A 21,746-nucleotide genomic window follows, 5' to 3' on the forward strand; every position below is an offset into this window, starting at 1 on the left:
ACCTTCTCATGACAAGCATTGCCCCCCATCGAGATTCGACGCTCGCCCGGTCGATCCGGGTGCAGCCCATGACCTGCACGATCGGCGCCGAACTCTTCGACGTCGACCTCGGACAGGTCGCTCGCGACGACGTCCTGTTCGCCGAGCTGCGCGCACTGCTGCTCGAGTACAAGGTGTTGTTCGTCCGCGATCAAGACATCAGCCGCGCCGAGCACGTCGCTCTCGCAGAACGTTTCGGCCCCCTGGAGGACCACCCCGTGGCGGGCAGCGATCCCGACCATCCCGGCTTGGTGCGTATCTACAAGGATCTCGACAGCCCGCCCGAGCACTTCGAGAACGCCTACCACTGCGATGCGACCTGGCGGCAGAACCCGCCCATGGGCTGCGTCCTGCGCTGCGTGGAGACACCTCCGGTCGGCGGGGACACCATCTGGGTGAACATGGCCGAGGCCTACCGGCGGCTGCCCGACGGGATCAAAGAGCGTATCGGCGGCCTGCGGGCGCGGCACAGCATCGAAGCCAGTTTCGGCGCGGCCATGCCGATAGACGAGCGTCACGACCTCGCCCGGAGGTTCCCCGACGCCGAACACCCCGTCGTCCGCACGCACCCCGAGACCGGCGAGCAGATCCTGTTCGTGAACTCCTTCACCACGCACCTGGTCAACTACCACACCCCCGAGAACGTGCGCTTCGGCGCCGACTACGCCCCGGGAGCCGCGGAGTTGCTGCACTACCTGATGCGGCAGGCGAGCATTCCGGAATACCAGGTGCGCTGGCGGTGGACGAAGAACAGCTTCGCGATCTGGGACAACCGGTCCACCCAGCACTACGCGGTCCAGGACTACTGGCCCGCGGTCCGGAAGATGGAGCGCGCCGGGATCATCGGCGACGCGACCTTCTGAGAACCCCTTCGTCTCATCGGCCGCCGCCACCCGGCTCCGGACGCGAGTCGCGACGCCCTGTGACGCACCGCACTCCGGCCCGCGCGACTTCCTCCTACCGTCAGGGGGGTCAGGCGAAGGAAAGTACGCTACCGGGGAGTAGTCGATGACCCCGTTAGCGATGACGGATTCGAGTTTGGAGAGATGACAGTGGAGCTGGTCGGAGTGATCGGTGGCGGCACCATGGGCGCCGGTATCGCGGAAGTATGCGCCAAGGCCGGGAGCTCGGTGCTCGTGCTCGAGACCAAGCAGGAGTTCGCCGATGCCGCGCAGCAGCGCATCGCCGCGTCCATCTCTCGCGGCGTCGCCAGGGGCAAGATCACCCAGGAGGAGGCGGACGCGGCGATCGCCCGCGTGCGCGTCACCCTCGACATCGACGAGTTCGCGGACCGCGACCTGGTCATCGAGGCCGCCCCGGAGATCGAGTCGCTGAAGTACGAGATCTTCGGCAAGCTCGACAAGATCGTCAAGCCCTCCGGCATCCTGGCCACCAACACGTCCTCGATCCCGGTGATCAAGGTCGCGGGCGCCACCCAGCGTCCCGAGCGGGTCGTCGGCGTGCACTTCTTCAACCCGGTTCCCGTGATGCCACTGGTCGAGATCATCTCGACCCTGGTGACCGCGCCCGAGACCGCCGCCGCCGTCACCGACTACGCGAAGAACACCCTCGGCAAGACCACCGTGCAGGCGGGCGACCGGTCCGGCTTCATCGTCAACGCGCTGCTCATCCCCTACCTGTGCCAGGCGGTGCGGATGCTGGAGTCGGGCTACGCCACCGCAGAGGACATCGACGCGGCCATGAAGGGCGGCTGCGGCTACCCCATGGGCCCGCTGACCCTGCTCGACACCGTCGGCCTCGACATCGCCCTCGCCGCCGCGGAGTCGCTGTACGCGGAGTTCGCCGAGCCGCACTACGCTCCGCCCGCGCTGCTGCGCCGGATGGTCGACGCGGGCCGCCTGGGCCGCAAGACCGGCCGCGGTTTCTACGACTACAACTGACAGGTAGCCGCGCCCGGTGTCCTCGCGCCGAAACGAGGACACCGGGCGGCATCACACGCGATCGGGCAGGACTGACACGCCGTGTCGGCCCTGCCCGTTTCGTTTTCAGGGGTGGCCACGCCCGGATTCCCGCGAGCGATCTTTCCAATAAACATGAATCTGACGTCAACTTTGCCTAAGCTGAACGCTGCGCGTCGCTGAGCCGCCACGCGGCCTCGCGCGCACATCCACGGCGCACCGGCACGCCATCGCACCGGTCGACGCCCGCCCGCGCGACTCCCAGGAGGGCCATCGTGAACGCCCCGCACATCGCAGCCATCGGTCCGCAGTCCGAAGACGCGGCCTTGCCGACGCCACCGACGTTCGATTCGATCGAGGCCGAACGTCAGTACCGCAAAGAACAACTCGCCGCGGGATTCCGCCTCTTCGGCCGGTTCGGTTTCGCCGAAGGGGTCGCGGGGCACATCACCGTACGCGATCCCGAGAACCCGGACCACTTCTGGGTCAATCCCTTCGGCATGAGCTTCAGCCACATCAAGGCCTCGGACCTGGTACTGGTCGATCACCGAGGCGCAGTGCTCCGCGGCGACCGGCCGGTCAACAGGGCGGCCTTCGTGATCCATTCGCACATCCATGCCGCCCGTCCCGATGTGATCGCGGCGGCACACTCCCATTCCGTACACGGCAAGGCGTTCTCCAGCCTCGGCATCCCGCTCGATCCGATCACCCAGGACGCGTGCGCGTTCTTCGAGGACCACGGCGTTTACAGCGACTACCGCGGCGTGGTCAACGAAGCAGAGGAGGGACGCAGGATCGCCGCCGCGCTCGGTTCCTACAAGGCCGTCATCCTGCAGAACCACGGCCTGCTCACGGTCGGGCACTCCGTCGCCGAGGCCGTCTGGTGGTTCATCACGATGGAACGCTCCTGCCAGGCCCAGCTCCTGGCGATGGCCGCCGGACGCCCCAAGCTGATCAATCGAGAGACCGCGCTGATCACCCGGGAACAGGTCGGCACCCACCGCGCGGGCTGGTTCCAAGCCCAGCCACTGTGGGATCAGATCACCGCTTCCGAACCCGACCTGTTCGTCTGAGGCGTGGCGGGCATCGGCGCACGCCTACCGGCCATTCGAGGGCCGATGCCCCCTGATCGGCGACGCAGATAGTTGAATCCGACGTCAGAATTGAATACCGTCGGTGATCGAAACGGCATCCGAACACGAGGTGGACCACGGGATGGAAACAAACGATCTGCTCGACCGATGGCTGCGGCTCGGCAGCCGCCGAGTCATGACGAATGGGATCGAGCTGCGCGTCGTCGACCACGGCGAAGGCCCCGCGGTGATCTTCTGCCATGGTTTCCCCGAGCTCGGATTCTCTTGGCGCCATCAGGTCTTCGCCTTCGCCGAGGCGGGTTTCCGCACGCTGACCCCCGATATGCGCGGGTACGGCGGCAGCTCTCGCCCGGACCGGATCGAGGACTACGACATCGCCGCCCTGTGCGCCGATCTGGCCGGTCTCCTCGACGAGTCGGGTCTCGATGACGCGATCTTCGTCGGCCACGACTGGGGCGCGTCGGTGGTATGGCAATTCGCCCTTCGGCACCCGAGCCGGGTGCGGGCGGTGGCGGGCCTGAGTGTTCCGGTCACGCCGCGCTCCTCGGCGCCGCCGATGGCGATCCTGCGGTCCCGGCTCGGCGACGACTTCTACATGTGCTGGTTCCAGGAGCCTGGCGTAGCCGACGCCGCCCTGGCGGCGGACGTGCGACGCACACTGCTCCAGGACGACGTCATCAGCGCTCGCGATCTCGTCGGCGCCGAGCCCGCGGTCCCGGACTGGACGAGCGAAGCCGAATTGGGCTATTACATCGAGACTTTCACCGCCACCGGCTTCACCGGCGGGCTCAACTACTACCGCAACCTGGACCGGAACTGGGAGCTCGCGGCAGACTTGGCCGACGCGAAGATCGACAAGCCCGCCCTGTTCATCGCCGGATCGGAGGATCCGGTCATCCGATTCACCCCGACCGCCAAAATGACCTCCGTGCTGTCCGACCTGCGCGGGTCGATCATCCTGGACGGTGCGGGGCACTGGATTCAGCAGGAACGCGCGGCCGAAGTGAACGCCGCCCTGATCGACTTCGCCCGCAGTCTCGGCTGAATCGAATCGATCGGAACGACAACAGCTTTCGGCGGGCCGGCCCGCTCGGGCGGCGGCGTCGCGAAATCGCTACGCCGCCGCCGGAAAGCCGCTCAGTTCCGCACGCGGGCCGTCGTCGGACGCAATTCCAGCACGCCGTACTCGGGTCCGAATCCAAGCGACCGAGCTCGCGCGATCGATTCGTCCAACGCCGCGGCGACGCCGGCCTCGAACTCGGCCGGGCGCCGAGACAGCCGATCGACGTTCATGGTCAGAAACTCGAACGAGCTCGCGACCTCGCCGACGGTGCGATTGACCAGGTACGAGATGCCGCGCATCACCTTGTCGGTGCGTCCCAGATCGCAGACGTGCACCGAAACCTCGTGGCCCACCAGGACTTCCCGGTAGTAGGCGACGTGCTGCTCCATCGCGAACATCCCGAACCTGCCCGACCCGCCGTAGCCGAGCGCACGGTGCTGCTGCCACATCGCCTCGCCGTGCAGCCGGAAGTAGTGCGCCACATTCATGTGCCCGTTGCTGTCTTCGAAATCCGGCGGGATCTCCTTGGTGAACGCGGCGGGAACCGCGAGTACCTGGGTGATCTCCGGTCGCACCGCCGCCATGTTCACCCGCCTCACCGAGATCCGGCCTGGATGGCCTGCCGGTAGCGCTCCGACAGCACCGGCGGAAATCCCAGGCCACCTTCGATGACCTGGATCGCCAGCGACGAGACCAGCGCGCGCAGGCGTGCGCACCCGTCTTCGCCGATCGCCTCGTACGGATGGACCGCCAGTTCGTCGGTCCGATCCTCGATCGACTTGCGCCGCGCGGCGCCGTGCTCGGTCAGCGCCAGATCCTCGTCCGTCACCCAGCCCCTGCCACGGAGCCGGTCCACGCCGGAAGCCCAGTCCTGCTCGCTCCAGGATCGGCTCGCCCGCAGCACCTCCGCCGCGATCTCGCCGGTCGCGCTGTGCGTGATCAACGCCTCGATGCCGTCGAGCCCCTCCGTCGCGAGCAGGGCCACATGGGCATCGCCTCGGTACTCCCGCAGCAATGTCTGGGCATGCCAGAGCACCAGGTGCGGCTCGTCGGGCCAAGGCAGCGCGGCGTGGGCCGCGAACAGCGGACGGCCCTGAGGCCGCTCGCGGGCGCGTTCGGCCGCGCGCCGGGCCAGATCGGCGGCCTCGCGCACGTCGGCGCCGGCGACGTCATCGCCCCATGCCTGCCGGAGCGACAGATCGACGGCAGCGAACCTGGCGCGCAGAATCGCCTCGGGAGAGGCGATTTCCCACGCGGCGGGGAGGACGGCATGCACCGCGGCCGGATTGAAGTTGAAGAACGAGGCGACGGTGACATCGGCCGCCACCGGGCCGAAGGCAGCGGACCTGGAGGCGAAGTACATCATCCGCGGATCCGTGATGCCCAGGTCGCGATACGCGCCGGGGCCATGCGGGGTGAAGTAGATCATGCCGTGGATCGGCTCGAGGGCGCGGAAGGTCAGGCGAGCACTGTGCGGGGAGACCGTTGTCAAGAGACTGCTCCGATATCTGATCGTGCTGGAAACTCGCCTTCGATAGTTACCCGAATCCGATGTCAAGTTCAAGAGTGCGGAGCGGAGGAAACAGCGCCACGCCGAAAGGTCAGCCGTCCTGCTTCCGCGCGCCGACGATGCGCAGGCCGAGGTCGACGTAGTAGTCGCCGATCTCCTCTGGCGACCATCGGCCGTCGTCCCGATACCACCGCGCCAGGTCGATGCCGAGCGACAGCAGCGCGATCGCCGCCATGCGCGGATTCGGGTTGTCGAAGACGCCCGCCGCGACGCCGCGCTCGATCAGGCCGCGCACCTCGCTGTCGATGACGCGCCGGACCGCTTTGATCTCCCGCTGGTGTTCCGGGCTGAGCGCGGTGAGTTCGTAATTGATGACCCTGGCCATGGTGTGTGCGCGGGCATGGTGGATCGAGAAATCACGCATCACCGCGATGAACTGGTCTACCGGGTCGTCCGCCGAGGCGATCGCGGCCTGGATCGTGGCCAGGGTGTCCCGATGGCCCGCCAGCGAGACCTGATAGAGCAACTCCTCCTTGGAACGGTGGTGCACGTAGATCGCCGCGGTGCTGAGGCCGGCGATCGAGGTGATGTCGCGGGTCGTCGAGCCGTGGAAGCCACGCTCGGCAAACGCGGCGACAGCGGCCTCCAACAGCCGTGCTCGCGTCTCGTCGGCGCGCGAGCGGTCTTCTGATCCGGTCACCGGCCCAGTCTCGCATCCGTCCGCTCGAAACCTGCGGACCGGTATGGTCCGCCGGGTCGTACCGCCGAGCAAAACGCCCGCTCACGGGCGGCGATGGGTATTGAATCTGAACTCGAATTCAATTACGCTCGGCTGCGAGCAGCAGTAATCGACCTGCCGGATACGTGCATCCAGCGCTCGGCCGTGCCGCCGACAGCTGCACGTGACGCCTCGTCCGGCCGCGCCCGGCGACACGGAGCGAAAGGGAATCCCATGGCCAGTCCCACAACCGCACCCACCGAGCAGCACGTCCGGGCGACCGCCGTGCTGTTCGACTTCGGGGGTGTGCTGACGTCCAGCGTCTTCGACGCGTTCCAGTCGTTCGGCGAGTCGCTCGGCTGCGATCCCCGCTTGCCGCTGCGCCTGTTCAGCCACGACCCGGAGGCGAAGGCGCTGCTGGTCGAGCACGAAGAGGGACGCATGCGCGAGCGCGAGTTCGAACAGGGCTTCGCCGCGCGGCTGCGCGCACACGGCATCGAGGTGGACGGCACCGGGCTCGTGCGCCGCATTCAGTCCGGCCTGCGCGCCGACGACGCCATGATCGAGCTGGTGGCCGAAGTCAGGGACGCCGGATTCCGCGTGGGGCTGCTGTCGAACTCGCTCGGCGACGACTGCTACGCCGGTTTCGATCTCGCCGCGATGTTCGACGCCGTCACCATCTCCGGCGAGGTCGGCGTGCGCAAACCGTCCCGGCGCGCGTACGACATCGCCTGCGCCCGTTTGGACGTCGAGCCAGGAGCGGCCGTCATGGTGGACGACCTGCCGCAGAACGTGGTCGCGGCCGAGCGCGCTGGGCTCACCGCCGTGCTGCACCGCGACGCGGCGGACACCGCTCGGCGGCTCTGGGCCGCTCTAGGCCGGTCGTGAGCCCGGCTCTGCCCGAAAGACTTGCCAGCGAGAACCACGAAGGGGCACGGGCATGGGCTCGACCACCCAGCAATCGACCGAGACCGTTCTGGCCGAGAAACGCGGTCCGGTACTGATATTGACGCTCAACCGGCCGGACCGGCTCAACGCATGGAACGACGCGCTCGAACGCCGCTACTTCGCATTGCTGGACGACGCGGAGAACGACCCGGAAGTCAGGGCCATCGTCGTCACCGGCGCGGGACGGGGCTTCTGCGCGGGAGCGGACATGGACGATCTGGCCGCGGCGAGCTCGGCGACGGATCTCAGCGCTCCGGAACGGCAGCGTCCCCGCGAGTTCCCGCTCTCGGTGCGCAAACCCTTGATCGCGGCGATCAACGGCGCTGTCGCCGGCCTCGGGCTGGTCGAGGCGCTCTACTGCGACCTGCGGTTCAGCACGCCCGAGGCGAAGTTCACGACGGCGTTCGTCCGCCGCGGCCTGATCGCGGAGTACGGAATCGCCTGGCTGCTCCCCCGCGTGATCGGCCGCAGCCGGGCGCTGGACCTGCTGCTGTCCGGCCGGGTGATTCTCGGCGCCGAGGCTCACGCGATGGGACTGGTCGACCGCCTCTGCCCGCAGGAGACCCTGCTGCAATCCGCGATCGAATACGCGACCGACCTGGCGAACTTCTGCTCGCCCACCTCGATGAGCATTGTCAAGAGCCAGGTCCATCGGGCAATGGATTCCGACTTCGCGACCGCGGTGGCAGTCGCCGACGATCTGATGCTCGCGGCGTTCGCACATCCCGACGCGACCGAAGGCGTCACGAGCTACCTCGACCGCAGGCCGCCCGCCTTCGCGCCCCTCGGGCCCGTGTCGACCGACTGAACTCTCCAGACTCCCACGCTGTCGTCGAGCGACGCGGGAGCCGGATGGTCTTCGGGGCCATGACAGTTCACTGCGGCGCAGCGAGCATCCGCGAACAGGCGGGACGATCAGGCCCGGCCGCCTGGCGCCGATTCTCGGGCAGTCCGACTCACCTTCCGGAATTTCCCGCGACCATCGACGCCATGGCGGAAGGGGGCCTGACCTACCACGACGGCACGGGCACACCGGCATCCCGTCGCGGCACGCGACCGTGGCACTGCCCGATCTCGGCGCGTTGTCCGGCCACGATCTGAGCTGGACGATCCGCTGGACAGGTGAAAGCTCTGGTGACCGTGCGGACGAGGCCCCGCGCGGTGTCGCGCGGGGCCTCGGATGCGCCGAATTCAGCGTGCTAGCACGAGCTTTCCGACATTCGCCCCGGTGAAGAGCATGTTGAGTGTCTCGCCGAACTGTCCGACGCCACCCTCGACGACGTGCTCACGGCTCTTCAACGTTCCGTCGGCCAGCCATTGGGACATCTGCGCGACGGCCTCGCCGTAGCGGTCGGCGTAGTCCATGACGACGAATCCGGTCATGGACGCGCGGAAGACCAGCAGCGACATGTAGCGCGACGGCCCCGGCGGCAGCTTGTCGTCGTTGTACGCCGAGATCGCCCCGCACAGCACCACGCGGGCGCCGAAGCGGAGATTGGCGAGCGCGGCGTCGAGAATGTCGCCGCCCACGTTGTCGAAGTAGATGTCGATCCCCTTGGGGGCCACTTCGCGCAACCGCCGCAGCACGTCCTCGTTCCGATAGTCGACGGCCGCGTCGAAACCGAGCTCCTCGGTGAGCCAGCGGCACTTCTCCGCTCCACCGGCGATGCCGATCACGGTGGCGCCCTTGGCTTTCGCGATCTGCCCCACCACGCTGCCGACGGCTCCGGCCGCGGCGGACACGACGACGGTCTCCCCCGCGCGCAGCTTCCCGACCTCGAGCAGGCCGAAATAGGCTGTCATGCCGGGCATTCCGAGCGTGCCGAGCCACGTGGGCCCCGGCGCGACGCCCACGTCGATCTTCTGGACGTCCTTGCCGTCGCTGATCGCGTACTCGGTCACCCCGAAGGTTCCGCTGACCGTGTCGCCGACGGCGAAGTCCGGATGCGTCGACGCGACGACCTTCGCGATGTCCAGCGATCGCATCACCTCGCCGACACCGACCGGCGGCAGGTACGAGCGCACGTCGTTGAGCCATCCGCGCATCGCGGGATCGAGGGAGATGAACTCGACCTCGACCAGAATCTGCCCCTCGATGAGCTCGGGAAGCTCCTCGGTCGTGATGTTCCAGGTGTCGGCGTCGGGCAGTCCGGAAGGGCGCCGCGCGAGGCGCACTTGCTGGGTTTTCGTCATGAGATCTCTTCTCGTTCGTGCCGTCGTGCCGCGAGCCACCTCGCGGCACGACGTCCAACGCCGTCGAGCCGACCCGCCCGACCGGCGAGTTCTGATATCAGAGCGCTCCCAGTTCGGGATCGCCCGCAGGCAACGCGTCGAAGACCAGCACCTCGGCCGGACCGGTGAGCGCGTCGCCCAATGCCGCACCGACCTCACGCAGTGCGGCGCTCTGGCCGTGCGTGCGCAGCGCTTCCTTCGATGCCCACTTCTCGATCATCACGAATCGACCTGGTTCGCCGATCCGTCGATGCAGTGCGTACAGCAGACAGCCAGGCTCGGCGTGCACGGCGGGAGCCGCCGCCCGCAACGTCTTCTCCACCAGCTCTTCCTGGCCGGGCTTGGCGAACATGGTCGCCACTACCACGCAGGGTTCGGCCATCGTTTCCTCCTCTTGGAGTGGGTTGTTTCGGTACTTGCGTCCGGTTACTTCCGCTTGCCCCACGAGGGGTCGCGGCGGCGCAGCTCCATCTGGGCGATGGTGCGCTTGTGCACCTCGTCCGGCCCGTCCGCCAGACGCAGCGTCCGCAGGTGCGCGTACATGCTCGCGAGGGGGAAGTCTTCGGAGACGCCGCCACCGCCGTGGACCTGGATCGCCCGGTCGACCACCTTCAGCGCGACCTCGGGCGCGGCCACCTTGATCGCCGCGATCTCGACGCGCGCGTTGCGGTTGCCGACGGTGTCCATCAGATAGGCGGCCTTGAGCGTCAGCAGTCGCGCCATCTCGATCTCGATGCGGGACTCGGCGATCCAGTCCTGGATGTTGGCGCGGTCGGCCACCGGCGCACCGAACGTCGTGCGCGATTGCGCCCGATCGATCATCAGGTCCAGCGCCCGTTCGGCCATGCCGATCGCGCGCATGCAGTGGTGGATGCGTCCTGGCCCGAGCCGGGCCTGGCTGATCATGAACCCGTCGCCCTCACCGGCCAGCAGCGCGGTGCGCGGCACCCGGACGTTCTCGAACACCACCTCCGCGTGGCCTTCGCGGTCCTGATATCCGAACACGGGTAGGTTGCGCAGGACGGTCACGCCGGGGGTGTCGATCGGGACGACCATCATGCTCTGCTGGCGGTGCACTGGCCCGTCCGGATCCGTCTTGCCCATGACGATGAGGACCTTGCAGTTCTTGTGCAAGGCGTTGGAGGTCCACCACTTCCGGCCGTTGAGTACGTACTCGTCGCCGTCGGGCTGCATGCGTAGCTCGATGTTGGTGGCATCGGAGCTTGCGACGGCGGGCTCGGTCATCGCGAACGCCGAGGCGATCTCGCCGTCCAGCAGCGGCCGCAGCCACGTCTCCTTGTGCTCGGGGGTGCCGAACAGCGTCAGCACTTCCATGTTCCCGGTGTCCGGCGCGTTGCAGTTGGTCGCCTCCGGCGCCAGATGCGCGCTGCGGCCCATGATCTCGGCGAGCGGCGCGTATTCCAGGTTGGTCAGACCGGGCCCCCACTCCGGGTGCGGGTGGAACAGATTCCACAGACCGCGCTTGCGCGCTTCGGTCTTGAGTTCCTCGAGAATCGGCGGATGGAAGTGCGGATCACCCGACTCCGTCATCTGCGCGTGGTAGATCGACTCCGCGGGATAGACGTGCTCGTCCATGAAGGCGAGCAAGTCCTCCTGGTATTGGCGCGCTCGCTCCGAGAACTCGAACATGGCAACTCCTCGTCCTGACTGTTGGCTTCCTTCGCACCGTACTTGAATTCGACATCGGATTCAACTTTGGGTCCCGCGGATTCGGGTACAGACACGAACGGTGCCGTGACAGGTCATGTCACGGCACCGTTCGATGGACAATTCGCCGGCTCAGGCTCAATCGCCGACCCGGATGAGCGCCTTGCCGAAATTGCGGCCCGCCAGCATGGCGCGAAACGCCTCGGGAGCGTTCTCCAGCCCGGCCACGACGTCTTCCCGGTAGCGGACCGAGCCGCTGCGGATCCACCCCGACATGTCGCGGAGGAAGTCCGCCTGCCGAGTGGGGATGAACTCGTCCTGGATGAAGCCACGCACCGTCAGGCTCAGGGTCAGGATCTGCCGCATGAACCCGGGCAATCGGTCGGGGCCCTCGGGCGATTCGGTGGCGTTGTATTGCGCGACCAGGCCGCACACCGGTATCCGGGCGAAGCGATTGAGCAGCGGCGTGACGGCCTCGGCCACCTTTCCGCCGACATTCTCGAAATAGACGTCGATGCCATCCGGCACCGCCTCGGCCAGCCGCTCCGCGAAGTCGGGCGCACGGTGATCGACCGCCGCGTCGAATCCGAATTCGTCGAGCAGGGCGCGGCACTTGTCGGGTCCGCCCGCGATGCCGACGGCGCGCGCGCCCTTGATCCGGGCGATCTGACCGACCGCCGAACCGACCGGCCCGGTGGCCGCCGCGACGACGACGGTCTCGCCGGGCTGCGGGCGGCCGATTTCGAGCAGGCCGCCGTACGCGGTGAACCCGGGCATGCCGAGGACGCCGAGCGCGGTGGAGATCGGGGCGGACTCCGGATCGAGCTTTCGTACGTGGCGAGCAGAGGCGACGGCATGGGACTGCCACCCCGAGTACGACAGCACCACGTCCCCCGGCGCGAGCGAATCGGCTCGGGACTCGATCACTTCGCAGACGGTGGCGCCGACCATCACGTCGCCCAATTCCACGGGAGCGGCGTAGGACTTGGCCGAGCTCATCCTGCCCCGCATGTACGGATCCAGCGACAGGTACAGCACACGCAGCAGCACCTGACCGTTGTCGAGTTCCGGCAGATCGACGGTGGCGAAGTCGAAGTCGCTGTCTTTGGGCTCTCCTTCGGGCCGGGCGGCGAGCCGGACCTGGGTCGATTTCATGGATTCAATCCTCTCCCAGTCGTAGATCGATGAGTTCGGCGAGCACCGACCGGTGACGGCCGGGGCTGCCCAGCCCGATCTGATCGGCTTTCGCCCGCTTGAGGTAGAGGTGCGCCGGATACTCCCACGTCATGCCGATACCGCCGTGCAGCTGGACGGCTTCCTCGGCGGCCAGGACCGCGATATCCGCGCAGTAGGCGGCCGCGACGGCGGTAGCGACAGCAGCGTCGGGGTCACCGGCCGCGAGGGCGCCCGCGGCGTAACGTGCCGCGGCGCTCGCGGTCTCGATGTCGACGTACAGGTCGGCGAGCCGGTGCTTCAGCGCCTGGAATCCGCCGACCACGCGGCCGAACTGCCGACGCACCTTGAGGTAGGCCACCGTCGTTTCCAGACACCAGGACGCGACACCGACCTGTTCCGACGCCAGCAGCGCCGCGCCCGCGTCCAGACCGGCCCGCAGCGCGGCGATTCCGGACTCGGCGTCGACGACGACCCGCCCTGGCACGGACTCGAGGGTGACGTCGGCGAGCTGGCGCGTCATGTCGAGCGAGACGACCGGCGCGACCGCCGCCGCCGTCACCGGAAGCGCGTGAATCTCCGTGCCCGCGGCGGTCTGCACCGCGGCCAACAGCACATCGGCGTCGAGCACGCCCGCGACGCTCGTGACCCGTCCGGTCAACCGTCCGTCCGGGTCCTTGGCGAAGGTCGGCACATCCGTCGCCGAGGCGGCGGTGAAGGGCGCGAGCAGCGCCACCGTGCGCTCGCCCTCCGCCAGCTGCCCGATCAGATCGGAATCACCGGCGAGCAGGATGGTCGCGGCGATCACGCTGTTGGTGAGGAATGGGACGGGCGCGACGAACCGGCCGAGCTCTTCGAGCACGACGGCCGCGTCACGGGCGGAACCGCCCACGCCGCCGCGGTCCTCGGGGACGAGCAGCCCGGCGAGTCCGAGATCGCGAGAAAGCGACTTCCACAGGCCGGGCGTCAACGCGCGGTCGCCTTCGTAGGCCCTGGCCACCGCGGCCGGATCGCAATGGGTGGCGAGCAAGTCACGCACCGCGTCCCGCAGCGAAGCCTCGGTGTCGGTGTCGAGCAGCAGGATGTCGTCGCTCATCGGCTGAGGTCCTTCCAGGCGATGTCCTTGTCCGCGCGCGGTTCGACCGGCAGACCCAAGACCCGCTCGGCGACGATGTTGCGCAGGATCTCCGAGGTTCCGCCTTCGATCGAATTGCCTTTGGCCCGAAGGAACCGGTAACCGGCGCTGCGCCCGGTGAAATCGACCCGGTCCGGCCGCACCATGGTCCAGTCGTCGTAGCGGAGGCCGTCCTCGCCGAGCAGTTCCAGTTCGAAACCGGACAGCTGCTGATTGGACCGGGCGAAGGAGAGCTTGAGGGCGGAGCTTTCCGGGCCCGGCTGTCCTCCGGCGACTCGCTGGCGCAGCTTCGTCGCGGCCAAGCGCCCTGCTTCGGCCTCGACCCAGAGTCGCAGCAGCCGGTCGTGCAGTTCCGGGGTGCGCTTGCCGGGGTTGTCCCGCCAGCTGCGCGCGACGACGCCGAGCACACCGCTTTCCCGTGGCATGGCGCGCCCGCCGATGGAGACCCGTTCGTTGTTGAGGGTCGTGGTGGCGACGCGCCAGCCCTCGCCCTCCTTGCCGAGCCGCTGAGAGTCGGGGATCCGCACGTCGGTGAGGAAGACCTCGTTGAACTCCGCTTCACCGGTGATCTGACGAAGCGGTCGCACCTCGACCCCGGGATCGGTCATGTCGCAGATGAAGTAGGTCAAGCCCGAATGCTTGGGGCGGCTCGGATCGGTGCGAGCGACCAGGATCGCCAGCTGCGCCTTGTGCGCGACCGACGTCCACACCTTCTGCCCGTTGACGATCCAGTCCGCACCGTCCCGGACCGCCCTTGTGCCGACCGCCGCCAGATCGGAACCGGCGCCGGGCTCGCTGAACAGCTGACACCAGATCTCTTCGCCCGCCCACAGCGGACGCAGGAAACGCCGCTGCTGCTCCGGTGTGCCGTAGGCGAGGATCGTCGGAGCCGCCATGCCGAGCCCGATGCCGTTGAGTTCGGCGTTGTTGCCCGGGGCTCCCGCTTGCTCGAACAGAGCGTCCACGAAGGGCTGCATTTCCCGGTCGAGGCCGAGCCCGCCCAACCCGACCGGGAAGTACACCCAGGCCAGTCCGGCGTCGAACCGGGCGCGATGGAAGGTCACCGCGTCGGTGGTCGACGGATCGTTGTCGGCGAGGACCGCGTGCACGCGCTGACGCAGGTCGTCGAGAACGGTGTCGGTCATCGGTTGTTCCCCTCGAGGGCTTCGATTCCGGTGCGCAGCAGCGTTTCGACCCCGGATCCGACGATCTCGAAGCCGGATCCGACGGTTTGCCCGTGCAGATGACGGTAGTGGATCCCTTCGAGGATCGCCGCCAGTTTGAAGGCGGCCAGCCCCAGATAGAAGCCGAAGTGCGCGAGGTCGCGGCCGCTGCGTTCGGCGTACCGGTCGAGCAGTTCGGTCTCGGTGAGGAAGCCGGGCGCGAACGCCACGTCGCTGACGCCGGGTACGCCGAGCTCGCCGAGGCGCTGGTACAGCAGCAGGAGCGCCACATCGGTGAGCGGATCACCCAAAGTGGCCATCTCCCAATCGATTACGGCGACGACTCGGTCCTCGGAGTCCACCAGGACGTTGTCGAGCCGGTAGTCGCCGTGGACGATGCCGTCCGGAGACTGCGGGGGCTGGTGGGCCGCGAGCTTGCCGTACAGCTCGTCCGCGTCGGGCAGATCCCGGGAGTAGGAGGCGTCCAACTGCTTCTTCCAGCGGTGCACCTGCCGCGCGAGGAAGCCGCTTGGGCGTCCGAAATCCGCGAGCCCGACTTTGGCCGGATCGACGGTGTGCAGATCGGCCAGCGCGTCGACCATTCCGGCCGAGATGGTCCGCGTCCGGTCCGCGCCGATCGCCGTGAGCTCGGCCGCCAAGCGGTAGGGCGTGCCGATCACCCGCTCCATCAAATAGAACGGCGCGCCGAGGACATCGGGATCCTCGCAGAGCGCGTACGTGGCGGGAACGGGAACGTCGGTGTCGGCCAGCGCGGTCATGACCCGGTATTCCCTGGACATGTCGTGCGCGGTCGCCAGCACGTGACCGAGCGGCGGCCGCCGCACGATCCACGCCGATTTGCCGTCACTGATCTCGTAGGTCAGATTGGATCTGCCACCGGCGATCAGGCGACCCGTGAGCGGCCCGGTGAGCAGACCCGGCTCCACCTCGGCCAGCCAGGCCGTCAGGCGATCCACATCGAGGCCGGGCAGATCCGTGCCGTTGTGGTCGGTCATCAGGGCACCAGCACCGCTACGGTCTCGGCGACGCACGCGGGCTTGGCGGCCCCATCGATCTCGACGGTGACGCGGGTGACGGCCTGGTATCCCAGCGTGCCCGGCGCGAGCGAGATCAGCTCGGCGCCCGCGCGCAGCCGCGACCCCACGGGAACGGGCGCGGGGAACCTGACCTTGTTGGCGCCGTAGTTGACGCCCATCGACAGTCCCTCGACGGTGTAGATCTGCTGAGTCAGCATCGGAATCAGCGACAGCGTGAGGAACCCGTGGGCGACGGTCGTGCCGAACGGTCCCGCCGCCGCTTTCACCGGATCCACGTGGATCCACTGGTGATCGCCCGTCGCGTCGGCGAAGCGGTCGATCTGCTCCTGGGTCACCGTGTGCCAGTCGCTGTATCCGAGGTGAGTTCCGATGGCCTTCTCCATGTCGGCCAAGCCCTGGAATACCTTCATCGGTCGCTGTCCTTCCGTCCTAGTCCCGAGGTCCGCCGGCCACGTACAAGACCTGGCCGGACACGAATCCCGCGCCCTCGCTGGCCAGGAACGACACGGTGTGCGCGATGTCGTCGGGCGTTCCAGCGCGAGCGACCGGGATCTGTGCGATGACCACCTTCTTGAAATCCTCGAAGGGGACGCCCATGCGTTCGGCCGTGGCCGCGGTCATGTCCGTCTCGATGAATCCTGGCGCAACAGCGTTGGCGGTGACACCGAACTTGCCGAGTTCGAGTGCGAGAGTCTTGGTGAAGCCCTGGAGACCGGCCTTGGCAGCGGCGTAGTTGGCCTGGCCGCGGTTGCCGAGCGCCGACGTGCTGGAGAGGCTGACGATCCGCCCCCAGCCCTGCTCGATCATGTGACGCTGCACCGCGCGGCTGCACAGGAACGCGCCGCGCAGGTGCACGCCCATGACGGCGTCCCAGTCGTCGACGGTCATCTTGAACAGCAGGTTGTCGCGGAGGATGCCCGCGTTGTTGACGAGCACCGTCGGGGCGCCGAGTTCGGCGACGACGCGATCGATGGCCGCCGTCACCGCGGCTTCGTCGGCCACGTCCGCGCCGATGGCGAGCGCGCGGCCACCCGCGGCCACGATCTCGTCGGCCACGGGCTTGGCCGCGGCCTCGTCCAGATCGAGGACCGCGACGGCCATGCCGTCGGCGGCGAGCCGGCGCGCGACGGCCGCGCCGATGCCGCGCGCCGCGCCGGTGACGACGGCGGTCCGCGGGGTCTGGTTGCTCATGATGTTCTCCTCTGTGGTGCGTGTTCGATCAGGGCGCGTAGACGACGCGGCCCACGGTCTTGCCGTCGGCGAGGCGCTGTACGCCTTCGGCGATGCCGTCCAGCGTCAGCCGTTCGCTGACCAGCGGCCTGATCCCGCCCTCCGCGGCGAGCCGGGTCAGCGTCCGATGGCATTCGGCGACCGCCGCCGGTTCGTAGGCGTTGTACAGACCCCAGTGCAGGCCGACGATGGAATAGTTCTTGACCAGCGCGTGATTCAGTGCGGCCGTTTGGATTTCCCCACCGGCGAAGCCGACGACCAGGATCCGGCCTTCGAAGGCGATGCACTTCGTCGACCGCGCGTAGACGTCGCCGCCGACCGGGTCGTAGACGACGTCGGCGCCCCGGTTGTCAGTCACCTCTTTGACGACCTCGACGAAATCCTGCGTCCGGCGATCGATCACCACGTCGGCGCCGAGCTTGGCGGCGTACGCCGCCTTCTCCGGACCGCCGACGACGCCGATCACCCTGGCGCCCGCGGCCTTTCCGAGCTGGATGGCGGCGCTGCCGACGCCACCGGCAGCCGCGTGCACGAGCAGGGTCTCCCCCGCTTTCAGGGCGGCGCGGCGATGCAGTCCGAACCATCCGGTCTGGTATCCGATGTACAGCGCGGCCGCTTCGGCGTCGTCCAGCGCGGGCGGCGCGGGGAACGTCTGCGCGGCGTCCATCAGAGCGAATTCCGCGAAGCCGCCGTGCGGCAGCGCGGTTCCGCCGATCACACGATCGCCGACCGCGATCCCCGAGACGTCGGATCCCACGGCGACCACTTCACCGCACACCTCGACACCCGGCGTGAACGGCAGCGGCGGACGCACCTGGTAGAGGCCGCGACACATCAGCACGTCGGGGAAGTTCGCGGCGGCGCCGGTGACCCGGACGAGCACCTGGCTCGGACCTGGATCGGGTCGCTCCACCGTGTCGAGCCGCAGCACCGCGCCCGGCTCGCCGAGTTCGTGGACGCGCCACGCCTGCATCGTCGTCACGTCAGACACCGCCGGTGAGGGTGATGCCGCCGTCGACGACGAGCAGCTGACCGGTGAGCCAGGCGGCGTCTTCGGAGAGCAGGAAGGCGACCACGCTGCCGATGTCCTCGGGCACGCCGAGCCGCTTGAGCGGGTAGGCCGCGGCGACCTCGTCCTCGCGGCCCTCGTACAGGGCGGTCGCGAACTTGGTCTTCACGACGGCCGGTGCGACCGCGTTGACGCGCAGGTTCGGGCCGAGTTCGACGGCGAGTTCCTGGGTGATGTGGGTCAGCATCGCCTTGCTGGAGCCATAGAAGCCGATGCCGGGCGCCGGCTTCAATCCGGCGACCGAGGAGACGTTCACGATCGCGCCGCCGTGCTCCTTCATCCACGCCTGGTACGCCTGCTGCACCCACGACAGAGCGGCCAGGCAGTTGACCTCGACGATCTTGCGGGCGGCCTCGAGCGGCAGCTCAACCATGGGACCGAAGACCGGGTTGATTCCGGTGTTGTTGACGAGGAGATCCGCGCTGCCGAAGGCCTCGATCGCCCGCTCGACGGTCTCGGCCTGGTGGGCGACGTCGTCGGAGCGACCGGCGACGGCCAGCGCCCGCTCCGGACCGCCCAGCGTCTCGACGGCCTCGTCGAGCGCCTTCTCGTTGCGAGCGGTGATGACGACCTTCGCGCCCTCGTCGACCAGACGCTGCGCGATGCCGAGGCCGATGCCACGGCTGGCGCCGGTGACGATGGCGGTCTTTCCTTCGAACCTGTTCAAGGGTCGGTCCTTTCCAGTGTTGTCCACGGTCACGACAGTCGTTCGAGCACCATGGCCATGCCCTGGCCACCGCCGACGCACATCGTTTCCAGGCCGATCTGCTTGTCGTGGAATTGCAGCGAGTTGACCAGGGTGCTGGTGATTCGCGCGCCGGTCATCCCGAAGGGATGGCCGACCGCGATCGCGCCGCCGTTGATGTTGAGCTTGTCGAGGTCGACGCCGAGCCTCCTGGCGGACGGAATGACCTGTGCCGCAAAGGCTTCGTTGATCTCGACCAGGTCGACGTCGCCGATCGTCATCCCGGCGCGGGCCAGCGCCTGTTCGGACGCCGCGACCGGGCCGAGTCCCATGATCTCCGGCGACAGCGCGCTGACGCCGGTCGAGACGATCCGCGCCAGCGGCGTCAGCCCCAGTTCGGCGGCCTTCGTGTCCGACATGATGACGACGGCGGCGGCGCCGTCGTTGAGCGGGCAGCAATTGGCAGCGGTGACCGTCCCGTCGGGCCGGAACACCGGTTGCAGCGCGGCGACCTTGTCGAGCGTGACTCCGGCGCGCGGGCCGTCGTCGGCGGAAACGACGGTGCCGTCCGGCAGGGTGATCGGCGTGATGTCGCGCTGCCAGAAGCCCTTGGCGAGGGCGATCTCGGCCAGGTTCTGGCTGCGCACGCCGAAGGCGTCCTGCTCCTCGCGGGTGACACCCTCGGACTGCGCCACGTTCTCGGCGGTCTGGCCCATCGCGATGTAGACGTCGGGCAGCAGGCCGTCGAGCCGGGGATCGGCCCATTCCTGGCCCCCCGCGGCGAGTTTCGCGGTTCGCTCGACCGCGTTGTCGAACAGCGGGTTCTGGGTGCCGGGCAAGCCGTCCGCACTCCCCTTGCCGTACCGGCTGACGGTTTCGACACCGGCCGAGATGAACACGTCGCCCTCGCCCGCGCGAATCGCGTGCAGCGCCATGCGGGTCGTCTGCAGGCTCGACGAGCAGTAGCGGTTGACCGTGGTGCCGGGCACCCCGTCGAGGCCGGCGAGCACCGCGACGATCCTTCCCAGGTTGAAGCCGGACTCGCCCGCGGGCTGGCCGCACCCGAGCATCAGGTCGTCGATCGCGGCCGGATCCAGCTCGGGGACCTTCGCCAGCGCCGCTCGCACGATCTGCGCGGCCAGGTCGTCGGGCCTGATGTCCTTCAGCGAGCCCTTGGCGGCCCGCCCGATCGGCGACCGGGCGATGGAAACGATGACGGCTTCGGGCATGGCCCAACCTTCCTGCGGAACTTACTAAGCGCTTACTTTCTACCGCCACCTTGCGGGACGGGTGCCGCCGCGTCAATACCGACCACCCCGGAAAACGCCTGTGACTTGCCTCACGAAAGGCGTGAAAGACCAGGTCATGGCGCGGAAGCGGACACGATGTTGAACTCGAATTCAGATTTCGCTAGCGTCACCGCGACACGGCCGACCACGCGGACGGTGGGCCTCACCCGGCCGAGCCGCGCCGCGGCGGCCACGAAAGACCCCCGAGAGGAGTCAGCGGTGAGCGTCGTACTGACCGAATTCGCCGACGGCATTGCCACCATCACGATCAACCGCCCCGAGGCGCGCAACGCGGTGAACCGCGCGGTCGCCCGGGCGCTGGCGGACGCGATCGACGAATTCGAAGCCCGGCCCGACGTCGCGGTCGGCATCCTCACCGGCGCAGGCGGCACGTTCAGCGCCGGGATGGACCTTAAAGCCTTCGCCGACGGCGGCGAGCATCCGGTCTTGCCGGGACGCGGATTCGGCGGCCTCACCGAGCGACCGCCGGCGAAACCGCTCATCGCCGCCGTGGAGGGCTGGGCACTGGCGGGCGGCTTCGAGCTCGCGCTCGCGTGCGACCTCATCGTCGCGGCCACCGACGCCAAGTTCGGTCTTCCCGAGGTGAAACGAGGTCTGATCGCGGCGGGCGGCGGCGTCCTGCGGCTGCCGAAGACGCTCCCCTACCAGCTGGCGATGGAGATCGCCCTGACCGGTGACACCCTCGGCGCGGTCCGCGCGCACCAGTTCGGCCTCGTCAACGCGATCACCGAACCCGGACAGGCCATCCGGACGGCCGAGGCGCTGGCCGCCCGCATCGCCGAGAACGGACCGCTCGCCATTCGCGGGACGAAACAAGTTCTCTCCCAAGCCATTCGATACACCGACGCGGACGCGTTCCGAGCCCAGCTGGAGATCGTCCGCATTGTCAACACCTCGGCGGACGCGCTCGAAGGAGCGCGCGCGTTCGCCGAGAAGCGCCCGCCCGTCTGGCGCGGCGCCTGATCCGCGCTCAGCCGGCCGCGGCTCCGATGCGCGCCGCGTTCACCCACAAACGGGTGGCGGTGCGTACCAGCTCGTCGATGCTCGCCTCCTCCCCCAGGACGAACGCGTAGTACGCCATCCGGCCCACCATGCCCGACAGCGCTCGCGCCGCCTGGTGGGGATCGAGCTCGGGATCGGCCAGCCCGCGCTCCTGCAGCTGCGCGATCGAGCGGGCGTTGCGCTCCCAGAAGGCGCGGCTGCGACGCCGGCGAGCCGCACGGAACTTCGGATCGATGGCGGCCACCTGATCGAGGATGGCCATCAGCTTCGCGTTGCGTTTGTACGTCTCGAAGTAGGCCCGGTTGCTCGCCTCGATGACCGCGGCGGGTGAGGCCTCGTCCGGCTCCAGCCGGGGCAAGCCGGGGTGCAGCATCTCGTTCTGGGCGAGGTCGAGCACCGCTTGCAGGATCTCCTCCTTGCCCGCGAAATAGGTGTAGAAGGACCCGGTCGAGCATTTCGCTTCCGCGGCGATGTCGGACAGCCGGGCCTCGAGATAGCCGTCGCGTTCGAACACCGTGCGAGCTGCGGCGACCAGCGCCGCGCGCGTTCGCGCACCGCGCGCCGTGCTCGGCAGGTCGCGCAGGACCGAGGTGTCGGCGAGCGAGGGGATGCCCTCCGCCGCGACGTCATCCGGGGTCGTTCTGGTCATCACTTCCCTCGCTCTCGTCTCTCGATTTCCTGACGCATCCAGGTGAAACGCTAATCGAACCTGACTTCATCATCAAGTTTC

The 21,746-nt window shown here is 68.4% G+C and carries 23 protein-coding genes; 7 read left to right on the forward strand and 16 right to left on the reverse strand.

The window, feature by feature from the left end:
* Window positions 1–8: 8 nt before the first annotated feature.
* From NX1_RS03825 to NX1_RS03840, 4 genes are all read left to right on the forward strand, one after another.
* Window positions 9–902, forward strand: coding sequence for a TauD/TfdA dioxygenase family protein (locus NX1_RS03825; RefSeq protein ID WP_068053677.1), 894 nt, complete (start codon window positions 9–11; stop codon window positions 900–902).
* Between the two features lie 189 nt (window positions 903–1,091).
* Window positions 1,092–1,940 carry a 3-hydroxybutyryl-CoA dehydrogenase gene (locus tag NX1_RS03830; protein WP_068054230.1) on the forward strand — a complete coding sequence of 283 codons (849 nt, stop codon included), beginning with the start codon at window positions 1,092–1,094 and terminating at the stop codon, window positions 1,938–1,940.
* A gap of 293 nt (window positions 1,941–2,233) precedes the next feature.
* Complete coding sequence (locus tag NX1_RS03835) at window positions 2,234–3,031, forward strand: class II aldolase/adducin family protein (protein WP_174555450.1); 798 nt, start codon at window positions 2,234–2,236, stop codon at window positions 3,029–3,031.
* 142 nt (window positions 3,032–3,173) lie between these two features.
* A complete protein-coding gene (locus NX1_RS03840; RefSeq protein ID WP_068053680.1) occupies window positions 3,174–4,097 on the forward strand; it encodes an alpha/beta fold hydrolase in 924 nt (307 codons plus the stop codon).
* Between the two features lie 92 nt (window positions 4,098–4,189).
* On the opposite strand, the gene NX1_RS03845 is transcribed toward NX1_RS03840, so the two are convergent.
* From NX1_RS03845 to NX1_RS03855, 3 genes are all read right to left on the reverse strand, one after another.
* Window positions 4,190–4,699 (reverse strand): thioesterase family protein, encoded by a 510-nt coding sequence (locus NX1_RS03845; RefSeq protein ID WP_157119512.1) that lies wholly within the window; start codon window positions 4,697–4,699, stop codon window positions 4,190–4,192.
* Between the two features lie 11 nt (window positions 4,700–4,710).
* Window positions 4,711–5,607: an SCO6745 family protein gene (locus tag NX1_RS03850; RefSeq protein WP_068053686.1), complete on the reverse strand. Its 897-nt coding sequence runs from the start codon at window positions 5,605–5,607 to the stop codon at window positions 4,711–4,713.
* Between the two features lie 109 nt (window positions 5,608–5,716).
* Window positions 5,717–6,325, reverse strand: coding sequence for a TetR/AcrR family transcriptional regulator (locus NX1_RS03855; protein WP_068053688.1), 609 nt, complete (start codon window positions 6,323–6,325; stop codon window positions 5,717–5,719).
* A gap of 252 nt (window positions 6,326–6,577) precedes the next feature.
* On the opposite strand from NX1_RS03855, the gene NX1_RS03860 reads away from it, so the two are divergent.
* The gene (locus NX1_RS03860) at window positions 6,578–7,231 is read left to right on the forward strand and encodes an HAD family hydrolase (protein WP_068053691.1); all 654 of its coding nucleotides are present in this window, start codon (window positions 6,578–6,580) and stop codon (window positions 7,229–7,231) included.
* A 52-nt stretch (window positions 7,232–7,283) separates the two neighbouring features.
* Window positions 7,284–8,099, forward strand: a complete 816-nt coding sequence (locus tag NX1_RS03865; RefSeq protein WP_068053694.1) for an enoyl-CoA hydratase-related protein — start codon at window positions 7,284–7,286, stop codon at window positions 8,097–8,099.
* A 383-nt stretch (window positions 8,100–8,482) separates the two neighbouring features.
* Here NX1_RS03865 and NX1_RS03870 read toward each other — a convergent pair whose 3' ends face one another.
* The 12 genes from NX1_RS03870 to NX1_RS03925 all read right to left on the reverse strand — a co-directional run bounded on the left by NX1_RS03870 (window position 8,483) and on the right by NX1_RS03925 (window position 19,933).
* Window positions 8,483–9,484: an NADP-dependent oxidoreductase gene (locus tag NX1_RS03870; protein ID WP_068053697.1), complete on the reverse strand. Its 1,002-nt coding sequence runs from the start codon at window positions 9,482–9,484 to the stop codon at window positions 8,483–8,485.
* A gap of 97 nt (window positions 9,485–9,581) precedes the next feature.
* Window positions 9,582–9,905, reverse strand: a complete 324-nt coding sequence (locus tag NX1_RS03875) for a putative quinol monooxygenase (RefSeq protein ID WP_068053700.1) — start codon at window positions 9,903–9,905, stop codon at window positions 9,582–9,584.
* Window positions 9,906–9,949: 44 nt separating this feature from the next.
* Window positions 9,950–11,173 carry an acyl-CoA dehydrogenase family protein gene (locus NX1_RS03880; protein WP_068053703.1) on the reverse strand — a complete coding sequence of 408 codons (1,224 nt, stop codon included), beginning with the start codon at window positions 11,171–11,173 and terminating at the stop codon, window positions 9,950–9,952.
* 156 nt (window positions 11,174–11,329) lie between these two features.
* On the reverse strand, window positions 11,330–12,346 hold the full coding sequence (curA, locus tag NX1_RS03885) for an NADPH-dependent curcumin/dihydrocurcumin reductase (RefSeq protein ID WP_174555451.1): 1,017 nt from the start codon (window positions 12,344–12,346) through the stop codon (window positions 11,330–11,332).
* Window positions 12,347–12,350: 4 nt separating this feature from the next.
* On the reverse strand, window positions 12,351–13,460 hold the full coding sequence (locus NX1_RS03890; protein ID WP_068053705.1) for an acyl-CoA dehydrogenase family protein: 1,110 nt from the start codon (window positions 13,458–13,460) through the stop codon (window positions 12,351–12,353).
* Window positions 13,457–14,644, reverse strand: a complete 1,188-nt coding sequence (locus NX1_RS03895) for an acyl-CoA dehydrogenase family protein (RefSeq protein WP_068053707.1) — start codon at window positions 14,642–14,644, stop codon at window positions 13,457–13,459. The genes NX1_RS03890 and NX1_RS03895 overlap by 4 nt, the downstream gene beginning before the upstream one ends.
* Window positions 14,641–15,678 carry a phosphotransferase family protein gene (locus NX1_RS03900; protein WP_068053709.1) on the reverse strand — a complete coding sequence of 346 codons (1,038 nt, stop codon included), beginning with the start codon at window positions 15,676–15,678 and terminating at the stop codon, window positions 14,641–14,643. Before NX1_RS03900 ends, NX1_RS03895 begins: the two co-directional genes overlap by 4 nt.
* Window positions 15,678–16,130 (reverse strand): MaoC family dehydratase, encoded by a 453-nt coding sequence (locus NX1_RS03905; protein WP_068053712.1) that lies wholly within the window; start codon window positions 16,128–16,130, stop codon window positions 15,678–15,680. Before NX1_RS03905 ends, NX1_RS03900 begins: the two co-directional genes overlap by 1 nt.
* A gap of 19 nt (window positions 16,131–16,149) precedes the next feature.
* On the reverse strand, window positions 16,150–16,911 hold the full coding sequence (gene fabG, locus NX1_RS03910; protein ID WP_068053715.1) for a 3-oxoacyl-ACP reductase FabG: 762 nt from the start codon (window positions 16,909–16,911) through the stop codon (window positions 16,150–16,152).
* Window positions 16,912–16,939: 28 nt separating this feature from the next.
* A complete protein-coding gene (locus tag NX1_RS03915; protein WP_068054234.1) occupies window positions 16,940–17,923 on the reverse strand; it encodes an NADPH:quinone oxidoreductase family protein in 984 nt (327 codons plus the stop codon).
* Window positions 17,924–17,933: 10 nt separating this feature from the next.
* Window positions 17,934–18,686: an SDR family oxidoreductase gene (locus tag NX1_RS03920; RefSeq protein WP_068054242.1), complete on the reverse strand. Its 753-nt coding sequence runs from the start codon at window positions 18,684–18,686 to the stop codon at window positions 17,934–17,936.
* A 29-nt stretch (window positions 18,687–18,715) separates the two neighbouring features.
* Window positions 18,716–19,933 (reverse strand): acetyl-CoA C-acetyltransferase, encoded by a 1,218-nt coding sequence (locus NX1_RS03925; RefSeq protein ID WP_068053717.1) that lies wholly within the window; start codon window positions 19,931–19,933, stop codon window positions 18,716–18,718.
* A gap of 279 nt (window positions 19,934–20,212) precedes the next feature.
* Here NX1_RS03925 and NX1_RS03930 point away from each other — a divergent pair, with 279 nt between their 5' ends.
* A complete protein-coding gene (locus tag NX1_RS03930; RefSeq protein WP_068053723.1) occupies window positions 20,213–20,977 on the forward strand; it encodes a crotonase/enoyl-CoA hydratase family protein in 765 nt (254 codons plus the stop codon).
* Between the two features lie 7 nt (window positions 20,978–20,984).
* Here NX1_RS03930 and NX1_RS03935 read toward each other — a convergent pair whose 3' ends face one another.
* A complete protein-coding gene (locus NX1_RS03935) occupies window positions 20,985–21,665 on the reverse strand; it encodes a TetR/AcrR family transcriptional regulator (protein WP_068053726.1) in 681 nt (226 codons plus the stop codon).
* Window positions 21,666–21,746 lie beyond the last annotated feature (81 nt).

Source organism: Nocardia xishanensis NBRC 101358 (genome assembly GCF_001613365.1).
In the GTDB taxonomy this organism is placed as follows: Bacteria; Actinomycetota; Actinomycetes; order Mycobacteriales; family Mycobacteriaceae; genus Nocardia; species Nocardia xishanensis.

Excerpts from the sequence above, each read along its gene's own strand:
- NX1_RS03880 (WP_068053703.1), bottom strand. The coding sequence starts at position 11,173 with ATGTTCGAGTTCTCGGAGCGAGCGCGCCAATACCAGGAGGACTTGCTC.
- NX1_RS03860 (WP_068053691.1), top strand. The coding sequence starts at position 6,578 with ATGGCCAGTCCCACAACCGCACCCACCGAGCAGCACGTCCGGGCGACC.
- NX1_RS03890 (WP_068053705.1), bottom strand. The coding sequence starts at position 13,460 with ATGAGCGACGACATCCTGCTGCTCGACACCGACACCGAGGCTTCGCTG.
- NX1_RS03875 (WP_068053700.1), bottom strand. The coding sequence starts at position 9,905 with ATGGCCGAACCCTGCGTGGTAGTGGCGACCATGTTCGCCAAGCCCGGC.
- NX1_RS03935 (WP_068053726.1), bottom strand. The coding sequence starts at position 21,665 with ATGACCAGAACGACCCCGGATGACGTCGCGGCGGAGGGCATCCCCTCG.
- NX1_RS03925 (WP_068053717.1), bottom strand. The coding sequence starts at position 19,933 with ATGCCCGAAGCCGTCATCGTTTCCATCGCCCGGTCGCCGATCGGGCGG.
- NX1_RS03870 (WP_068053697.1), bottom strand. The coding sequence starts at position 9,484 with ATGACGAAAACCCAGCAAGTGCGCCTCGCGCGGCGCCCTTCCGGACTG.
- NX1_RS03895 (WP_068053707.1), bottom strand. The coding sequence starts at position 14,644 with ATGACCGACACCGTTCTCGACGACCTGCGTCAGCGCGTGCACGCGGTC.
- NX1_RS03900 (WP_068053709.1), bottom strand. The coding sequence starts at position 15,678 with ATGACCGACCACAACGGCACGGATCTGCCCGGCCTCGATGTGGATCGC.
- NX1_RS03915 (WP_068054234.1), bottom strand. The coding sequence starts at position 17,923 with ATGCAGGCGTGGCGCGTCCACGAACTCGGCGAGCCGGGCGCGGTGCTG.
- NX1_RS03905 (WP_068053712.1), bottom strand. The coding sequence starts at position 16,130 with ATGAAGGTATTCCAGGGCTTGGCCGACATGGAGAAGGCCATCGGAACT.
- NX1_RS03865 (WP_068053694.1), top strand. The coding sequence starts at position 7,284 with ATGGGCTCGACCACCCAGCAATCGACCGAGACCGTTCTGGCCGAGAAA.
- NX1_RS03845 (WP_157119512.1), bottom strand. The coding sequence starts at position 4,699 with ATGGCGGCGGTGCGACCGGAGATCACCCAGGTACTCGCGGTTCCCGCC.
- fabG (WP_068053715.1), bottom strand. The coding sequence starts at position 16,911 with ATGAGCAACCAGACCCCGCGGACCGCCGTCGTCACCGGCGCGGCGCGC.
- NX1_RS03840 (WP_068053680.1), top strand. The coding sequence starts at position 3,174 with ATGGAAACAAACGATCTGCTCGACCGATGGCTGCGGCTCGGCAGCCGC.
- NX1_RS03825 (WP_068053677.1), top strand. The coding sequence starts at position 9 with ATGACAAGCATTGCCCCCCATCGAGATTCGACGCTCGCCCGGTCGATC.
- curA (WP_174555451.1), bottom strand. The coding sequence starts at position 12,346 with ATGAAATCGACCCAGGTCCGGCTCGCCGCCCGGCCCGAAGGAGAGCCC.